General features: G+C 66.3%; 12 protein-coding genes. 4 read left to right on the top strand and 8 right to left on the bottom strand.

Annotation, left to right across the window (positions count from 1 at the left end; all coding sequences use genetic code 11):
- Positions 1-46: 46 nt before the first annotated feature.
- The 3 genes from manD (at position 47) to ASF72_RS08745 (ending at position 4,419) form a co-directional block, all read left to right on the top strand.
- Positions 47-1,276 carry a D-mannonate dehydratase ManD gene (gene manD / locus ASF72_RS08755; protein WP_056598098.1) on the top strand — a complete coding sequence of 410 codons (1,230 nt, stop codon included), beginning with the start codon at positions 47-49 and terminating at the stop codon, positions 1,274-1,276.
- Positions 1,266-3,530, top strand: coding sequence for a gluconokinase, GntK/IdnK-type (locus ASF72_RS08750; protein ID WP_056598096.1), 2,265 nt, complete (start codon positions 1,266-1,268; stop codon positions 3,528-3,530). The genes manD and ASF72_RS08750 overlap by 11 nt, the downstream gene beginning before the upstream one ends.
- A gap of 157 nt (positions 3,531-3,687) precedes the next feature.
- Complete coding sequence (locus ASF72_RS08745; protein WP_050684514.1) at positions 3,688-4,419, top strand: FadR/GntR family transcriptional regulator; 732 nt, start codon at positions 3,688-3,690, stop codon at positions 4,417-4,419.
- Between the two features lie 22 nt (positions 4,420-4,441).
- Here ASF72_RS08745 and ASF72_RS08740 read toward each other — a convergent pair whose 3' ends face one another.
- The 8 genes from ASF72_RS08740 to ASF72_RS08705 form a co-directional block, all read right to left on the bottom strand.
- A complete protein-coding gene (locus tag ASF72_RS08740; protein ID WP_056598094.1) occupies positions 4,442-5,128 on the bottom strand; it encodes an N-acetylmannosamine-6-phosphate 2-epimerase in 687 nt (228 codons plus the stop codon).
- Positions 5,129-5,148: 20 nt separating this feature from the next.
- Positions 5,149-6,093 (bottom strand): ROK family protein, encoded by a 945-nt coding sequence (locus tag ASF72_RS08735; RefSeq protein WP_082484171.1) that lies wholly within the window; start codon positions 6,091-6,093, stop codon positions 5,149-5,151.
- A gap of 141 nt (positions 6,094-6,234) precedes the next feature.
- Positions 6,235-7,149: a dihydrodipicolinate synthase family protein gene (locus ASF72_RS08730; protein ID WP_050684517.1), complete on the bottom strand. Its 915-nt coding sequence runs from the start codon at positions 7,147-7,149 to the stop codon at positions 6,235-6,237.
- Between the two features lie 38 nt (positions 7,150-7,187).
- A complete protein-coding gene (locus ASF72_RS08725; protein ID WP_056598090.1) occupies positions 7,188-7,994 on the bottom strand; it encodes an ATP-binding cassette domain-containing protein in 807 nt (268 codons plus the stop codon).
- Positions 7,991-10,162: a dipeptide/oligopeptide/nickel ABC transporter permease/ATP-binding protein gene (locus tag ASF72_RS08720; RefSeq protein ID WP_056598088.1), complete on the bottom strand. Its 2,172-nt coding sequence runs from the start codon at positions 10,160-10,162 to the stop codon at positions 7,991-7,993. Before ASF72_RS08720 ends, ASF72_RS08725 begins: the two co-directional genes overlap by 4 nt.
- A 3-nt stretch (positions 10,163-10,165) precedes the next feature.
- A complete protein-coding gene (locus ASF72_RS08715; protein WP_124091717.1) occupies positions 10,166-11,122 on the bottom strand; it encodes an ABC transporter permease in 957 nt (318 codons plus the stop codon).
- Positions 11,123-11,142: 20 nt separating this feature from the next.
- On the bottom strand, positions 11,143-12,783 hold the full coding sequence (locus ASF72_RS08710; protein WP_050684521.1) for an ABC transporter substrate-binding protein: 1,641 nt from the start codon (positions 12,781-12,783) through the stop codon (positions 11,143-11,145).
- A gap of 71 nt (positions 12,784-12,854) precedes the next feature.
- Positions 12,855-14,549 (bottom strand): sialidase family protein, encoded by a 1,695-nt coding sequence (locus ASF72_RS08705; protein ID WP_082484169.1) that lies wholly within the window; start codon positions 14,547-14,549, stop codon positions 12,855-12,857.
- A gap of 141 nt (positions 14,550-14,690) precedes the next feature.
- Between ASF72_RS08705 and ASF72_RS08700 the strand changes: the two genes are divergently transcribed.
- Positions 14,691-17,642: an exo-alpha-sialidase gene (locus ASF72_RS08700; protein WP_056598086.1), complete on the top strand. Its 2,952-nt coding sequence runs from the start codon at positions 14,691-14,693 to the stop codon at positions 17,640-17,642.
- Positions 17,643-17,644 lie beyond the last annotated feature (2 nt).

Raw genomic sequence — 17,644 nt, 5'->3', positions numbered from 1 at the left:
CTCCCGAACCACCCCCAACTGCCCCGTCCGCCTGAAAGGACCAGCTGTGAAAATCATTGCCGCCGAAGTCTTCGTGACAAGCCCCTCGCGCAACTTCGTGACCCTGCGCATCACCACCGAGGACGGAGTCACCGGCATCGGCGACGCCACCCTCAACGGCCGCGAACTCGCGGTGGCCGCGTACCTCAAGGAGCATGTGGCGCAACTGCTGATCGGAAAGGACCCGCACCGGATTGAGGACACCTGGCAGTTCCTTTACCGGTCCTCGTATTGGCGGCGCGGGCCGGTGACGATGGCCGCGATCGCCGCAGTGGACATGGCCCTGTGGGACATCAAGGGCAAACTGGCCGGCATGCCCGTGTACCAGCTGTTGGGCGGCGCCTCGCGGAACGGGCTGCGCGCCTACGGCCACGCCTCCGGCGCGGACATCCCTTCGCTGTTTGATTCGGTCCGCGAGCACCTGGAACTGGGCTACAAATCGGTGCGGATCCAGACCGCGGTCCCCGGCATCAAGGCTGTCTACGGGGTAGCCGCCCAGGCCCAGGCCTCGGGTGAACGCTACGACTACGAGCCCGCCGGCCGGGGCGCGTTCCCTGTGGAGGAAGACTGGGACACCCGCGCGTACCTGCGCCACCTGCCCACCGTGTTCGAAGCCGTGCGCAACGAGTTCGGCTCGGAACTGCCGCTGCTCCACGACGGGCACCACCGGATGACACCCATCCAGGCCGCCAAGCTGGGCAAGGCCCTGGAGCCTTACGACCTCTTCTGGCTTGAGGACTGCACCCCGGCGGAGAACCAGGAAGCGCTCCGCCTGGTCCGCCAGCACACCACCACGCCGCTGGCAATCGGCGAAATCTTCAACACCGTGTACGACTACCAGACCATCATCAAGGAACAGCTGATCGACTACGTCCGGGCCGCCTCCACCCACTTCGGCGGCATTTCCCCGCTGAAGAAGGTGATGGACTTCGCCGCGCAGTACCAGATCAAGTCCGGCTTCCACGGCCCTACGGACATTTCCCCGGTGGGCTTCGCCGCGCAGCTGCACGTGGGCCTGGCCATCCATAACTACGGGATCCAGGAATACATGCAGCACTCGGACAAGACCAACGAGGTCTTCCAGCAGTCCATGACATTCAAGGACGGCTACCTGCACCCGGGCAACGAGCCAGGCATCGGCGTCGAATTCAACGAGGAAGCCGCCGCCGCGTTCCCGTACCAGCAGGCCTACCTGCCGTACAACCGCCCGGTGGACGGTACCGTCCATGACTGGTAAACAAGCCCCGGCCCACATTGTGGTGATGGGCGTGACCAGCTGCGGCAAAAGCACTGTGGGCGCGGCCCTCGCCGAACGCCTTGGCGCAATCTTCGTCGACGGCGATTCGCTGCATCCGCAGTCAAACATCGACAAAATGGCTGCCGGAACTCCATTGGACGACGCCGACCGCGCACCGTGGCTGGCTGAAATCGGCAGCCGCTTCTCGGCGTCGGACGCGGGCCTGGTGATTGCGTGCAGCGCGCTCAAACGCCGCTACCGCGACCTGATCCGCAGCGGCGACGCGTCCGTGGTGTTTGTCCACCTGCACGGCGGCCGGGACCTCCTGGCCGGCCGGATGGCGGCCCGGCCGGGACACTTTATGCCCCTGTCGCTGCTGGACTCCCAGCTGGACACGCTCGAGGAGCTGCAGCCGGATGAGGCGGGTGTGGTGGTGGACATCGCCTTGCCGGTGGACCAACAGGTGGACCGGGCGCTGGCCGCCCTGGGGCCGGCCGGTGCCGGACGGCGGCAGTTCGACGTGGACCTCACCGCGGCGCCGTTCACGCTCGACGCCGAGGCCATCGCCTGGGTGGAGGGCACCCTCTCCGCGATGACGCTGGAGGAGAAGATCGGCCAGCTGTTCATCAACCACAACAACAGCTACGCCCCCCGGTACCTGGACGAGGTCCTGGACACGTACCACGTGGGCGGCATGCGCTACCGGCCGGGCCCCTCGGCAGCCGTCCAGGAACACATCCGGTATGCCCAGTCGCGGTCGCGGATTCCGCTGCTGGTGGCCTCAAACCCGGAAATGGGTGGCGCCGGCAGCTGCGACGACGGAACCTTCGTGAGCACGCACCTGCAGGCCGGCTCCCATCCGGACAAAGGGATTGCCCGGCGGATGGGCCAGGTAGCAGGCGTGGAAACGGCGGCCCTGGGGTGCAACTGGGCTTTCGCTCCCATCGTGGACATCCACTACAACTGGCGGAACACCGTGGTCTCCACCCGGTCCTTCGGTAATACGCCGGAGGTCGTGGTGGAGCGGGCCAAGGAGTACTTCGACGGCATCAGCGAATCGCCCACCGTCTGCGCCATGAAGCACTTCCCGGGCGACGGCATGGACGAACGGGACCAGCACGTGGTTACGTCATACAACACCCTGGGCTACGGGAACTGGAACCGGACCTACGGGCACGTCTACCGGGAGCTGATTGGGCACGGCGTGCAATCCATCATGGCCGGGCACATCGGGGCGCCGGAACTGTCGCGGCATTTCCGGCCGGGAATCGCGGACCGCGACATCCTGCCGGCCACGCTGGCACCGGAACTGCTGCAGGACCTGCTCCGCGGCGAACTGGGCTTCAACGGGCTCATCCTGACCGACGCATCGTTGATGGTGGGACTTACGCAGGCCATGAAGCGCAGCGACCTGGTCCCCGCCACCATCGCCGCAGGCTGCGACATGTTCCTCTTCTTCCGCAACCCGGCAGAGGATTTCGGCTACATGCTGGAGGGGTACAAGTCGGGGGTCCTCACCGAGCAACGGCTGCACGATGCCCTGCGCCGGATCCTCGGCCTGAAGGCCAGCCTCGGCCTGCACCGCAGGAACGCGACGGACCTGGTGCCGCCGGCAGCCGCTCTCGAAGTGATCGGCGGCGAGGTGCACCGCGCCATTGCCGCGGACATCGCGGACAAAACGGTCACCCTGGTCAAGGACACCGCCGGCAACCTGCCCATCACACCCGCGACGCATAAGCGGATCCGCCTGTACGGCGTTTCCGGCGGTGCGGACTTCACCCGCGCCGATCCGCTGGCCTACCTCGATACCGTCCACGAGGAGCTCGAAGCCGCCGGATTCGAGGTGCACCTGTTCCGGACCGCGGAGCAGCGGGAGGCCGCGGGCGAGGAAGACGTGAACTTCATGTCTGTGCTGGCCGAGGAAGCCACGGACGACTATCCCGCCAGATACGACGCCGCCTTTGTGTTTGCCAACGTGAAGGGCTTCGCACAGGAGGCCGCCATCCGGATCAAGTGGTCCAGCCCCATGGCCGCGGAGATCCCGTGGTACAGCACCGAGGTTCCCACGGTGTTTGTGTCCCTCAACCAGCCCAACCACCTGATTGACGTGCCCATGGTCCGGACTGCCATCCATGCCCACGCCGGCAGCCGCGAGGCGATCCGTGCCGCGGTGCAGAAGATCCAGGGCAAGTCGGAATTCACCGGCACGTTCAACGAGAACGTGTTTTGCGGGTCCTTTGACACCAGGCTCTAGCCTGGGCTTTACCCACAAGAAACGGCGCCATTCCAGCCGGAGAAATTCCGGCGGGAATGGCGTTTTTCTTTGGCCAAAGCAGACAGGGGACGTCCCATCTCCTGTATACTGGGAGAAGAGAAAAGGCCGCCACCCGACGGCTGCCTAAGGAGATATCGTGACCACAGCGCCTGCAGGAGTTTCGCCAGCCCGATTCAGTGCCCAGCTCCGCTCCCAGGCCCTGCAGACACGGATCATGGATCTTATCCTAGAGCGCGGACTGGACGTGGGCGATGCACTGCCCACCGAGAGCGAGTTGTCAACGGAACTCGGCGTTGGCCGGAACACGGTCCGGGAGTCCCTCAAGGTGCTCCAGGCCCTGGGCGTCATCGAGATCCGGCACGGCTTCGGCATGTTTGTGGCTCCGAACAACTTCACGGCGTTGGTGGCTGGACTGACCTTCCGTGGCCGCCTCTCGCTGCGCCACAAGGGCGAAGAGGCCATGGAGCTGGTGGACGTGCGCCAGGCCCTGGAATCCGGCCTGATCGGCTCGGCCATCGATGTGCTGACCGAGGAACACCTCGCAGAGCTTAAGGCCGTGATGCAGGGCATGCAGGAAGCTGCCAGCCGCGGCGAAATGCTGGTGGAGCACGACGCCGAATTCCACCGCCGCCTGTACGCGCCCCTCAACAACGAGCTGCTGACCAGCCTGGTCGACGTGTTCTGGCAGGTGTACCGCCAGATCCACCTGGCGCTCGGCACCGGAACCGTCAACCTGGAGCAGCAGGCCCAGGACCACTGGGACATCTACGACGCCGTGGCCAACCGGGACAAGGCCCTGGCCGCCGAACGCCTGCAAAGGCACTTCGACGGCATCAGGCTCAAGCTCAAGGACGTTGCGGGGGAGTAGGCCGCCCCTGCCGCGAGGCAGGTCAGGCGTCCAGGGCGCCTTTGAACCAGCCGGTGATGCTGGCCGGATGCGTGATGGCAGTCCCCACCACAACCGCAAACGCACCGGCATTTAGGGCTTGCCTGGCCTGCGCCGGAGTGTGGATCCGGCCCTCGGCGATCAAGGGTGCGGCGAGCCCGGCGGCAGCAATCAGGCCCAGGAGTTCCAGGTCCGGGCCGGCAGTTTTTGGCCGCTCCCCGGAATAGCCGGACAGGGTGGTGCCGATCAGGTCCGCGCCGGCATCGGCGGCGGCCAGCGCATCATCGAGGGAGCCGCAGTCGGCCATGACCAGGGCGAGCGACCCGGCGTGGATCCCGGCGACGGTGGCGGCGAAACTCAGGCCGTCCGGGCGGGCCCGGCGCGTGCCGTCGATGGCCACCACGTGGGCGCCGGCGTTCGCCACGGCCAGGGCGTGCCGCAGGGTGGGGGTGATGAAGACGCCGTCGTGGCCGTCCTTCCAGAGCCCAATGACGGGAACGTCGACGGAGGTCCTGGTGAACTCAATGTCAGCCAGGCCCTGGACGCGGATCGCCGCAGCCCCGCCGATCACCGCCGACGCGGCGACCTGGCCGGTGGTGCGTGGATCCCGCATGGGCTCGCCGGGGTACGCCTGGCAGGAAACGATCAATTGGGAGCGGAGGGCCTCAAGGCCTTCGGGAGTGAGGATCATGGGTTCTCCTGCGAGTAGTTTCAGCATGGTTTCAGAACGAGTTTTCCTGCGCCCACAATGGCGGCTGTGTTGCCCAGGGCTGCCCGCAGCACCGGCACGTCCGCCAGCGGGGCCAGGAGTTCGGCCCTCAGCGCGCGTTCCATCGGGCGCCACCAGAGGTCGCCGGCATCGGCCAGTCCACCGGAAACCACCACCACGGCAGGGTCCAGGATGTTGGCCAGGCCACCCACGACCTGGCCCGCCGCGCCCGCGCCCGCGCCGATCGCCTTGATGGCGGCAGCGTCGCCGTCGTGCGCCAAGGAAAAGACGGCCCGGGTGTCCCGGACCTGGGGTGGGCCGCCGAAGCGGCGGAAGGATTCGAGGATGGCCGGTCCGGAGGCGATGGCCTCGACGTGGCCCGTGTGGCCGCAGACGCAGGGGAGCGCGGCACCGTTGTGGTAGGCATAGGGCGAGGCGACGTGGCCCACATGCCCGCCCACGTGGCGATGGCCCAGGACGGGAGTGCCGGCCAGGACAAAGCTGCCGCCGACGCCGGTGCCGAACGCCACCAGGAGCGAACTCGCCGTTCCGGCGGCGGAGCCGGTCCAGGCCTCGCCGAGCGCATGGGCGTGGACGTCGTTTACGGCCCGCACGGCCGACGGCGGCAACCCCAGCCGCGAGGCCAGTCCGGCAGTCAGGTCCGTCCCGGCCCAGCCGAGGATCGCGTCGGTAGCAGAAACCACCACCCCGCGCGATGCATCGATCACCCCGGCGGAACCAGCCCCGACGCGGTCGACGGTGATCCCGGCAGCAGCGGCCCGGGAAATGAGCCCCGAAACCAGCGCAGCAGTAGCATCCAGGATCGCCGCGCCGCCGCCGCGGTTCAGCGTAGGAATGGTCTCCGAAAACAGGACCTTCCCGGCTCCGGAAACAACCCCGGCAGCAGTCTTGGTGCCACCCAGGTCAACACCGATCGCGTACATCAATTTCTTCCTCACAGGGGATCGCGGGGGAGCCGGACTACGGGAGGCGGCGTTGGACGCCCATCTTTTGCGTAGGTTGCGTCGAAGCGCGAGGAACGAGTGCAGCAGCCGGCAAAAGATGGGTGCCCAACGCCCCAGTAGAACCTAGACCAGGCCGTTACGCGCCAGGATCAGCTTGATGGCGGCGGTCTCGGAGTCGTTCAGTGCCGGCATGGGCACGCTCATGGTGTTGGACTCGATGACGCCCATGATCTGCAGCGCGGTCTTGAACGCACCCAGTCCCGCAGCGCCCCCGGAGACCCGGCCGTTGGGGGTGAAGACGATTTCGAAGACGTCAGCCAGGCGGTCCTGCTCGCGGCGTGCGCCGGCCCAGTCGCCGGCCTGGGAAGCATCGAACAGGCGGCGGTAGCCGGCCGGGTCAACGTTGCCGAGGCCCGGGACCACGCCGTGCGCCCCGCCCAGGAGGGCGCCGTCCACCACCACCTCGTGGCCGGTGAAGATGCTCAGCCCGGGGTTGTCCTTGGTGGCCAGCAGCAGCTGGCGGAAGCCAACATCGTCGCCGGAGGAGTCCTTGACGCCGGTGATGACGCCGTCGCGGCCCAGCCGTGCCAGCAGGTCAACGGGGAGCTTGAAGTGCGTCCGGACGGGAACGTCGTAGGCGAAGATGGGCTTGTCGACGGCGGCGTGGACGGCCCGGAAGTGCGTCTCGGTCTCGGCGGCGTTGCCAATGGCGTAGTACATGGAGGTGACAACGATCGCGTCAGCGCCCAGGTCGATGACCTTCCTGGCCTCTTCGATCACACGGTTGGTGGTTTGTTCGTTGGCGCCCACAATCAGCGGGACGGCGCCGGCATTGGCCTCGGCGATGGTGCTGACCACCAGGGCGCGCTCGGCATCCGTCATGTAGGGCACCTCAGCGGAGGAGCCGAGGACAAACAGACCGGAGACGCCGCCGTCGAGCAGATGCTTGGTGACGTTCTTCAGGGAATCTGTGTCGATGCTGCCATCGGTGTGGCGGGGAGTGACGACGGGCGGGATGACGCCGGAAAACTGGGGCATGGGGTAACTCCAATGGTTGAAAAGCGAAGCGGGAAAATTCAGGTGTGCAGCAGGCTGGGAGCGGCGCCCAGCAGCTTGCGGGTGTAGTCGTTGCTGGGGGTGTCGAAGACCTGCGCGGCAGGGCCCTGTTCAACGATGTTGCCGAAGTACATAACGCAGATGCGGTCCGAGACATAGCGGACGGTCTGGATATCGTGCGAGATGAACACCAGGCCCAGGTTCAGCCGGGTCTTCAGGTCGGAGAGCAGGTTCAGCACCTGGGCCCGCACCGAAACATCCAGCGCGGAGGTGGGCTCGTCCGCCACAATGATGTCCGGGTCCAGGGCCAGTGCCCGGGCGATTGCCACGCGCTGGCGCTGGCCGCCCGAAACCTGCGACGGCGTGACCCCGGCTGCCGAAGCCGGCAGGCCAACCAGCGCCAGCAGTTCGTCCACCTTGGCAGCGCGGGACGCTGCGGTGCCGATCCCGTGGATCTGGAGCGGGTCCGTCAGGATATCCGCAATGGTCATCCGGGGATTCAAGGCCGTTGCCGGGTCCTGGAAGACCACCGAAACGGAGCGGCCAAATTCCTTGCGCATGGCGGCGTTCCGCTTGATGGCGGGCTTGCCGTGGAACAGTACCTCACCGGATGTGGGCGGCTGCAGGCCCACCAGCACGGCGGCCAGGGTGGACTTGCCGCAACCGGATTCGCCCACGATGCCGACGGTTTCACCACGGCTGATGCTGAAGTCCACGCCATCCACGGCCTTGACGATGGTGGGCTTGAAGAGCGATCCGGAGCGGGCCCGGTGGTGGACCTTGACGTTCTTGAGTTCAATGACGGGGGTGCCGGTGGCGGCGTTCATTTCGCGTCCTCCTTGAGGTGGCTGGCCCAGAAGTGTTCTGCATCCGAAGCCCCGGTGGAGGTGGCAGGTTCGGCAGCAGCCGGGGAACCGGCAGGAACCCTTGAACCGGCGGACACCGGGGTGAGGACCAGGCGTTGGTTGGGATCGGCGTCGGCCCGCAGGGACCGGGGCGCGAAACGGTCGCCGGGGGCGAAGTCCTGCGGGGAGGGGACCGTGCCGGGGATCTGGTGCAGCCGGGTGGCGTCCGCCTCGATGGAGAGGACAGCGCCCAGGAGGCCGCGGGTGTACTCGTGGCGTGGATCCTGCAGCAGCGCGGAGGTCTGCGCAGATTCCACCACCTGGCCCGCGTACATAACGGTGACCCGGTGTGCCAGCGAAGCCACCAGGGCCAGGTCGTGGCTGACGAACACCATGGCGAAGCCAAGCTCTTCGCGGAGGTCGTTGAGCAGGTCAACCACCTGTTTCTGCACGGTGACGTCCAGGGCGGTGGTGGGCTCATCGGCCACCACGATCCTGGGCGAACGGGACAGGGCCATGGCGATCAGGACGCGCTGGCGTTGCCCGCCGGACAGCTCATGCGGGTAGCTTGCCAGCGTCCGGACCGGGTCCAGCTTGACCATTTCCAGCAGCTCGGTGGGCGTCTTCCGACCGCCCCGCCGGGTCAACTGGGTCATCTGGTCCTTGATCTTCATGGACGGGTTCAGCGAGCTCAACGCGTCCTGGTAGACCATGGCGATCTGCTCCCCGCGAAGGCCCTGGTAAGCCTTGATGCTGCTGTGCTTGCGGGCGGGATCCAGCAGTTCCTTGCCGTCGAAGGTGATGGAGCCGGTGATCTCCGCCGTTTTGGCCAACAACCCCATGATGGCCAGGGAGGTGATGGACTTTCCGCAACCGGATTCGCCCACCAGCGCCATGGTTTCGCCTTCCTTCACGGTGAAGGAGACGTTGTCCACGATGGCCGTGGCGCCGAACCGGCCCGGGAATTTGATGGACAGGTTGGTCACCTCGAGCACTGTGCGCGCATCGGCCGGAACCTGGGGCAGCCGGTCGGTCCGGGTGGCTTCCACTGCGGCCAGGCGCAGGAGTTCTTCGTCCAGCCGGGCGTTCGGGTTCGCCGAGATCACGGCGGCGCCGTGATCCGGCATGCCGGCACCTGCTCCCATGCCGTCGTCGGACAGGCTGTGCCGCGGCGCGGCCTGCACCGCGTCGAGTTCGTGTTGCTCCACGACGGAGCCCTGGGCAACTGAGGTGCCCACCACGGCGTCGACGGCGGTGAGGGCGGCAGCGCCGTCGTCGTCCTTTACCGCCGGTGCGCGCCGCAGCTTGGGGTTGACCATGGCATCCGTGAGGCCTTCGGCGAGGATGTTCAGGGCCAGCACCGTGAGCAGGATGGTGAGGCCGGCGAAGGTAGTGGCCCACCAGCCGCCGGAGAGCACCAGATTGCGGCCATAGGAGATCACGTTGCCCCAGGACGGTGCCGGATCCTGGACGCCGGCGCCGAGGAAGGACAGCGACGCTTCGAGGATGATGGCGTCAGCCACCATGACCGTGGCGAACACCAGCACCGGGGCGGCGGTGTTGCGGACAATGTGCTTGAGCAGGATGTAGAAGCGGCCGGCGCCGATGACCCGCTCGGCACGGACGTAATCCTCGCCGTACTGCGAGAGCACGTTGGCGCGGACCACCCGGGCCAGTTGCGGGGTGTAGATGATGGCGATCGCCAGGATGATGGTGGGCACGGAGTTGCCGAATGCTGCCAGCAGCACAGCGGCCAAAGCGATGCCGGGGAAGGCCATCAGGATGTCCATGATGCGCATGATCAGTTCATTGACGGTCTTGCTGGACGTGGCTGCCAGGGATCCCAGCAGCGCTCCCACCAGGACAGCGAGGGCCACGGCGCCGAGGCCGATCAGCAGCGAGGACTGCGAACCGAACAGCAGCCGGGAGAAGATGTCGCGGCCCAGCCGGTCGGTGCCGAAGAGGTGCTCGCCGCCGGGAGGGGTGGCCGGGGTGAAGGATTCCAGGGGATCGTGCGGCGCAAGAACCCGGGCGAAGATGGCGGCCGCGGCAATGATCACAAGGAAGACGAGGGCCAGGCGGGAGCTCCAGGGCAGGGCCTTGAAGCGGAGTCCGGGGGCGCTCAGGCGTTCAGCGAGTTTGCTGCGCATGGGTCACACGGTCCTGATTCGGGGGTTGATGAGCAGGTAGAGAAGGTCCACGGCGATGTTCACCAGGACGAATGTGACGGAAATGGTGAGCACCACGCCCTGCACCAGGTTGACGTCCAGGTTGGTGATGCCGTTGAGGATCAGCTGACCCATGCCCGGCAGCGCGAAGATCATTTCGATCACGACGGCGCCGCCCAGCAGGTAGCCAACGCGCAGGCCCAGCACGGTCACCGGAGTCACCAGGGCGTTGCGCAGGACGTTCTTGGAGACCACTTCGCGGTACGGCACGCCGTTGCCGACGGCCGTCCGGACGTAGTCGCGGTCCAGTTCCTCCACCATCGAAGTGCGGACCACCCGGATGAGGGAAGCGGAGACCGGGATGCCCAGTGCCAGGGCCGGCAGGGCCATGGAGTTGAGCCAGCCGCCAAAGCCGGATTCGGGCGTCGCGATTCCACCGGACGGGAAGAGCGGGTTGCTGCCCAGGGCGAACCACTGGATCAGCAGGATACCCAGCCAGAACGACGGTGTTGCTACCGCCGCGATGGAGAAGACACGAACCACCTGGTCCTGCCACTTATCCCGGTACAGGGCGCCGATGATGCCGAAGACCAGCGAGACCACCACGGCGATGATGACGCCGAGGAAGGTCAGCTGCAGCGTCAGGGGAAACGCCGTGGCGATCATGCCGGCAACCGGTTTGGCCGGGGGAGTGGTGACGCCAAGGTCGAACTGCAGGAGCCTGCCCAGGAAACTGATGTACTGCAGGGGCAAGGGGTCGTTGAGCCCGTTGGACTCCCGGTACTGTTCCTTGGCCTCTTCGCTGGCACCTTCGCCCAGGGCACTGCTGGCCTGGTCGCCCGGTGCTGCCTGCAGGACCAGGAACACCAGCAGCGTGATGCCCAGGATCATGAGGGGCAACGCTGCGAGCCGTCTGCCCAGCAGTCGCAATATGGTGGTCAATGTCTTCTCCGTTGATCAGATCAGGATGTGCGGCCCACACCAACGAAGGAAACTCCGGTGGTGGGGAGGGGCGCGAAGCCGCTGAGCCTGGTGGAATCCCAGGCGCTGGGGAGCTGGCGGTGGAACATCGGGTAGAGGGGAACTTCCTCGGAAACCAGGTCAACGATCTGGCCGGTCAGTGCCTTGGCTTCCGACGACGACGCGCGGCCGGCTTTGGACATCAGGTCCACCAGGGCGGCGCGCTCCGGAGTGGTGGCCCAGAAGGCGCGGTTCTTCATCCACGTGTCACCGGCGTAGAACCAGCTGAGCAGCAGGTCAGCGTCGTTGCCGAAGACGGACGGATCGCCGGGGGCGGCAACCACTGTGTAGTCACCCTTTGCCACGCGGTCTGAATACAACGCACCGGACTGGAGGTTCTTCAAGGTGACCTTGACGCCGGGGATCTTGTTCCAGGACTCGAGCATCAGCGGAGCTACGTCCTTGACCCAGGCGGTGTCGGTGGTGAGGAGCTCGAACTCGAGGCTGGTAACACCGGCCTCCTTGAGCAGGTCGGCCGCCTTCTGGGCGTCGTAGCCGTAGACGTTCTTGGCCTTGACGTAGTCCGGGTGGCCTTCCTGGAAGTACGACGATGCCGGCTTGGCGTTGCCGAACAGGGCCTTCTTGATGATGGCGTCCTTGTCCAGGCCGTAGTGCAGTGCCTGGCGCACTTTTTTGTTGTCGAACGGGGCAGCGGAGCAGTTGAACATCAGGAACATCAGGCCAAAGGACTGCACCGACTCCACGCTGGACTTGGCTTTCAGGCCATCAACGTCCAGGTAGGGGACATCTTCAATGGCCTGCACGCGGCCTGACTGCATGGCGGTCACGCGGGCCGCGGCGTCGGAGAGCAGGAGCCAGGTCATGCCCTTGGCGAGTGCCGGCATGGGGCCGTTGTAGGCGCTGTTGGCTTCAAAGATGATCTTGTCGTCCTTGACGGCGGAGATCAGCTTGTAGGGGCCGGTGCCAACGGGGGCGGCGTCGAAAGCCTTCAGCTGGTCGGAGCCCACCGGGAAGTTGGTGAGTGCCTTGGGGACGATCTTCACCACGGAGATGCGGGGACCGAAGCCCGGGAAGCCGTACTTGAGGGTGAACTCCACGGTCTTGGCGTCGACCGCCTTGACCTCCTGGATAAAGGGAATGAACTGGGAGAACAGGGACTTGTTGGCCGGGTCCATCACGCGGGTGAAGGAAAAGACAACATCCTCTGTGGTGACGGGGGAGCCATTGTGGAACATGGCACCGTCGCGGAGAGTGACCCGGTAGGTGGTCTCGTTGACCATGGTGGGGTCCGACGCCGCGAGGGCGTTGTACGGCTTGCGTGTTGCCGGGTGGAGTTCCACCAGGCCTTCGAAGACGTGCAGGTTGGCCGCCATGGGTGTGGCGCCGGAGGAGGAGATCGGATCGAAGCCGGTGGACAGGGCGTAGGAGATGCCTGCCTCGATGGTGAGGTCCTTGTTGACGGCTGCCGTATTGGTGGCGGAGCCGGTGGTGGTGGCCGCGGGACCGCCGCAGGCTGCAACGGAGGTGGTGATGGCTGCTGCGATGCCCATAACACCGGAGATCTTGAGGAAATTGCGGCGGCTGGCGTCATTGACCAGCGGCAGGTGCTTGAGGGTGTTCATGAGGGCCTCACCATGTGAAAGGGTTTATCGGATGTAGGATGTCCGAGCTCGTAAGAAAACTGTAAGGGCCATCACAGGGGTTCGTCAAGGGGCGCCGGGTTTGCGCCCTGTTGCGGAGCCTGCCGCAGGCTGTCATCGTCCAGCAGGCGCTCGAGGATCTCACCGGTGCTGGTGTTGCAGGCAAACTCCTTGCCTGTCCGGACGCGTCCTGCTCCCACTGTGGCCGTCAGCACATAAGTGACAGTGGCCGTTCCCGCTGCCACGTCGGCTTCCGTGACGGTGTAGGTGGGGGTGAAAAAACGGGCTTCGTGGCCGGTCTTGAGGTCCGTGGGTTCGAAGGCGTCGGCGCCGGGCCCGTGGAGTGTTACCAGTGCTGCGGGTGCCGGGCCGTTGTTGCTGGCCCGCCCGGTGAAGGCGAAGATATCACCCGCTTTGTAGCCCGCGCTGATGGGGCCGTAATTCAGGTCCTGGGCTTCCCTGCTGCCGAGGATCTGCTGGGCGCCATATCCGTGGCCGATCTCTTTCCAGGTATGGGCGTCCCAGCCGGCATCGTTGGCCGGGAGTGCGTGCGACTCGCCAACGTCCTGCCAGTCTGCCGGCCTGCCCGGGGTAATGGAGCGCAGCTCCATCTCGAAGCCGAGGCTGCCGTTGCGTTCCGGGGGCTCTGCTGACGGTTGCGCGGCCAGCAGGTTTGCTGTCGGCACTGACGCAAAAACAATGTCGCGGTACCCCTGGCGCTCATACAGCACGCCAACACTGCCGTCCGGCAGCCGGCAGGCGGTGGAATAGGCGGAGCTGCCGGGGCACAGGACCAGCTTCCGGGGCCACGTCGCGCCGTTGTCCGTGGAGAGGCTGAGGGTGGTGTTCCGCCGGAGCAGGGTGTCGTTGTTGTTCGTGGCCAGCAGCCAGCCATCGGTTTCCTGCCTGGCATGCCCGGTCACCGCCGGCAACCCGTCGAACCGTGCCAGGGAACCGTTGTCGCTGGGGTCCGGGAGGTCCGGGACCGGAGCCAGATCGCTCCAGGAGGCCCCGCCGTCGTCCGAGTGCGCGGCGAGCCGGGCCGGAGTGGCCCGGGAGTGCAGGAGGAGGCGCCCATCGTGCAAAGCCACCACTTTGTTTTCGTTGGGATTGATCCCATGCGGCCCCGGTCCCAGAAGCGCCCCCAGGGTCCATGAGTCGCCATGGTCGTCGCTGTAGGCCGAGGCCGCCATGATCTGGCCGGTCACCAAAAGGACAAACTGCTGCACCAGGCGGCCGGTGAAGGGGCCGGTGTGGATCTGGATGCCTTGACCGGCGGCGGCGAAAAGGCCGGTGACGCCCGGGACTTTAAGTTGGTCGGTGATCCTGCGGTGCCGCCAGGTGCGGCCGTCATCGTCGGAGAAGCTGAGGTCGGCGTGCTGGACTGCATCGTCCGGCTCGAGTCCTTCCACCGCTTCGAAGAAGCCTGCGTGCGTACCGGCGGCGTGGAACATAAAGATCCGCCCGGTGTGGCTGTCCACCAGCAGGCTGGGGTCGCCGAATCCCTGCAGTCCGACGCCGGAACGGACCACCTGCTGGTCGGTCCAGGTCTGTCCGCTGTCGGAGCTGCGTCGCAGCAGCAGGTCGATCGGGTTGGGCAGGTCGTCAAGGTTGGGCCGACCGTCGTAGGCGGCCAGCAGGGTGCCGGTCCGTGTGACGGCCAAGGCGGGAATGCGGTACTGCCGGTAGCCGCCGACGCCACGGGTTGCCAGTACCTGCTCACGGATGGGTTGGAGATGGGATGTCATACCTTCATCCTAGGGAGTGGGGTGCGGGGGCGGTAGGGGCTAGCCAGGCGCTGACTTCCAACGTATGTTGTAGGACGTTGTATGTATGAGCTACAACACACGCCTTCCCGATCTCACCGTCGCAGACGAGAGGACCACGGTATGAAAAACCAAAGACCAAAACTTCGAGGCGCGGCGCGGACCCTCGGCGCCGGCGCCGCCGGGCTGGCGTTGCTGGCCGCAAGCGTCCTTCCAGCCAATGCCGCACCCATCCCTTCGCCCAACCCAGCCACCCCACCGGGCAGCTTCGCGGAACAGAACCTCGGCGCCGATCGCACGGCGGCCAACTTCTTCTACCGCATTCCGGCCCTGACGTACCTTGGCAACAACGTGGTCCTTGCAGCGTGGGACGGCCGCCCGGGCAGTGCCGCTGATGCTCCCAACGCCAACTCGATTGTGCAGCGCCGCAGCACGGACGGCGGCGCCACCTGGGGGCCGTTGCAGACCATCGCCGCAGGCCAGCCGGGCGATGCAAGCAGCCCGAAGTACGGTTACAGCGACCCCTCCTACATTTTCGATGCCGAGGCAGGCAAGGTCTTCGCTTTCTTCGTCTATTCCAAGGACCAGGGCTTCGGCGGGAGCCAGTTCGGCAACAGCGATGCTGACCGCAATGTCATCTCGTCAGCCGTGATCGAATCCGCTGATGGCGGCGTGACATGGAGCCAGCCGCGGCTCATCACCAACGTAACCAAGCCCGGCACCAGCAAAACGAGCCCCGTGGCGGGTGACGTCCGGTCCAACTTCGCATCCTCGGGTGAGGGCATCCAGCTCAAGTACGGTGCCCACAAGGGCCGGCTGATCCAGCAATACGCCGGCGACATCCGGCAGGCAGATGGCGGCAACAAAATCCAGGCCTACAGCGTCTACTCGGACGACCACGGCCTCACGTGGCAGAAGGGCGCCAACGTGGGCGACCGGATGGACGAAAACAAGACCGTGGAACTCTCCGATGGCCGCGTCCTGCTGAACTCCCGCGACAATGCCAACCAGGGATACCGCAAGGTGGCGGTGTCCACTGACGGCGGCGCAACGTACGGGCCGGTCAGCCAGGACACGGAACTGCCGGACCCGGCCAACAACGGGTCCATCGCGAGGATGTTCCCTAACGCCGCGCAGGGTTCCGCGGACGCCAAAAAGCTCGTGTTCACCAACTCGAATTCCAGGACAGCCCGCGAAAACGTTTCGGTGCGGGTGTCCTGCGATGACGGTGCAACCTGGCCGGGCGTGCGGACCGTGCGTTCAGGATTCTCGGCTTACTCGACCATCAGCCGGTTGCAGGACGGCGCATTCGGCCTGCTCTACGAGGGCAACTACACGGACAACATGCAGTTCGCGTCCTTCAACGATGCCTGGCTGAACTACGCCTGCGCACCGCTGGCCGTCCCGGGCACTGCCGTGGCCGGTGGGGCAACCACCCAGGTGCCAGTCACCGTCACCAATCAAGAGGCGGCCACGCTGACCGGTGCAACGGCGACTGTCTACACGCCCGTCGGCTGGTCGGCAACCACCGTACCGGTCCCCGCCGTCGCGCCCGGAGCTTCGGCCACCGTCAACGTGGCACTGACCGCCCCGGCGGGCGCCAGCGGCGTGCAGAACCTCAACGCTGCGTTCACGACGGCGGATGGCCGGGTATCGCAGTCGACGTTTGCGGCCACGGCTCCCGTCAATGCCCAGGTGGGGCTGGCCATCAGCGGAACGGCTCCGGGCAGGGACGTGCAGGCCAATCCCTATGCCGTGGGGGAGACCATCACCTACACCCTGACGGTCAAAAGCACCTCCACTGTGACGGCGAACGCTGTGCCGGTGTCCGGGACGTTCGACTCGGGGTTCCTGCCGCCGTCAGCCCCCAACTGCCGGTACAACAACCTGGCAGCCGGGGCCTCCTATACGTGCGCCACGGCCAGGCACGTGGTCACGGCGGCAGACGTGGAGCGCGGCTACTTCGTCCCCACGGCGGGTTTTAATGTCACGGCCAGTGCCACCCCGTCGCTGACCCGGACGGTGTCCTTCGCGGGCGCCGCGATTGCCCTGCGCGACGGCCTGGTGAGCGCCGATATCAGGGGTGCCAGGGCCGACGTCGGGCGCGACCTGGCAACCCAGCCATACGCTGCGGGCAGCCAGGTGCCGTATTCGTTTGCGGTGTCCAACACCAGCCCGCTGGTGACCAAAGTGGTTCCCACCAGCGGTAACTTCAGCCCATTCCTGCCCGAAGGGGCCGGTAACTGCCGCTACTCCGTGCTGCCGGCCGGACAGTCGTACACCTGCGCCACGCCGCGCCACACGGTGACCGCCGCTGAGGCCGAACAAGGCTACTTCACGCCGGCCACGGTTTGGGAGGTCAGCGCCGCAGGGCAGACGGCCAAAACCTACACGGTCGACGGCGGCGAGGTGGATCTGAAGGTCCGCGAGGCCAGGCTCGACGGCACGGTCACCGCGGCATGGGCAGATTCCGACGGCGACCGGTACGCCAGCGCCGGGGACCTTGTCACCTACACGTACACGGTGGGGAACGCGGGCAACGTGCCGCTGACCGGCCTGGCCGCAGATGCCGCGGGGATCACAACGGCGGCGCTCGCCGTTGGCGAATCCGTGTCTGCTGCCCGCGAATACCGCCTGACAGCCGCCGATGTGGCGGCAGGCACCCTGGCGCCGGTGTCCTTCGAGGCCACGGCGGACAACGGTTTGCAGCCTGCAGCACTAACGGTGACCGGAGAAGCGCTGGTGCTCAATCGTCAACCGGCTAAACCGGTTTCCGAGCCGGCTGCCGGGACGCTGAAGCTGGCAAGCGCTGCGTCGCCCATCGACCTGCAGATCGGGGCCAAGTACGCACCGGGGGAGAAAGTGGTGCTGCAGGGATTGGAGGACGGCCAGTGGTACTACGTGTACCTGAACAAGAAGGCAGACCGGATCGGCTGGCTGTTCCCCACCATGGCCAATACGCTGGAGTTCATCCTGCCCGCGGGCGTGGGCAATGGCCGCGACGACTTGGTGGTGCTTGATACGGCCGGCGCCGTGGTGGCCTTTGACCGGCTGCAGGTGACGCCGAAGGGCTGACC

The sequence above is a fragment of the Arthrobacter sp. Leaf141 genome (genome assembly GCF_001424565.1).
Lineage (GTDB): Bacteria > Actinomycetota > Actinomycetes > Actinomycetales > Micrococcaceae > Arthrobacter.
This window is presented reverse-complemented; position numbering and strand designations above follow the sequence as displayed.

Coding starts and splice junctions, on each gene's coding strand:
- ASF72_RS08750 (WP_056598096.1), top strand. CDS start 1,266: ATGACTGGTAAACAAGCCCCGGCCCACATTGTGGTGATGGGCGTGACC.
- ASF72_RS08740 (WP_056598094.1), bottom strand. CDS start 5,128: ATGATCCTCACTCCCGAAGGCCTTGAGGCCCTCCGCTCCCAATTGATC.
- ASF72_RS08730 (WP_050684517.1), bottom strand. CDS start 7,149: ATGCCCCAGTTTTCCGGCGTCATCCCGCCCGTCGTCACTCCCCGCCAC.
- ASF72_RS08725 (WP_056598090.1), bottom strand. CDS start 7,994: ATGAACGCCGCCACCGGCACCCCCGTCATTGAACTCAAGAACGTCAAG.
- ASF72_RS08720 (WP_056598088.1), bottom strand. CDS start 10,162: ATGCGCAGCAAACTCGCTGAACGCCTGAGCGCCCCCGGACTCCGCTTC.
- ASF72_RS08710 (WP_050684521.1), bottom strand. CDS start 12,783: ATGAACACCCTCAAGCACCTGCCGCTGGTCAATGACGCCAGCCGCCGC.
- ASF72_RS08705 (WP_082484169.1), bottom strand. CDS start 14,549: ATGACATCCCATCTCCAACCCATCCGTGAGCAGGTACTGGCAACCCGT.
- ASF72_RS08700 (WP_056598086.1), top strand. CDS start 14,691: ATGAAAAACCAAAGACCAAAACTTCGAGGCGCGGCGCGGACCCTCGGC.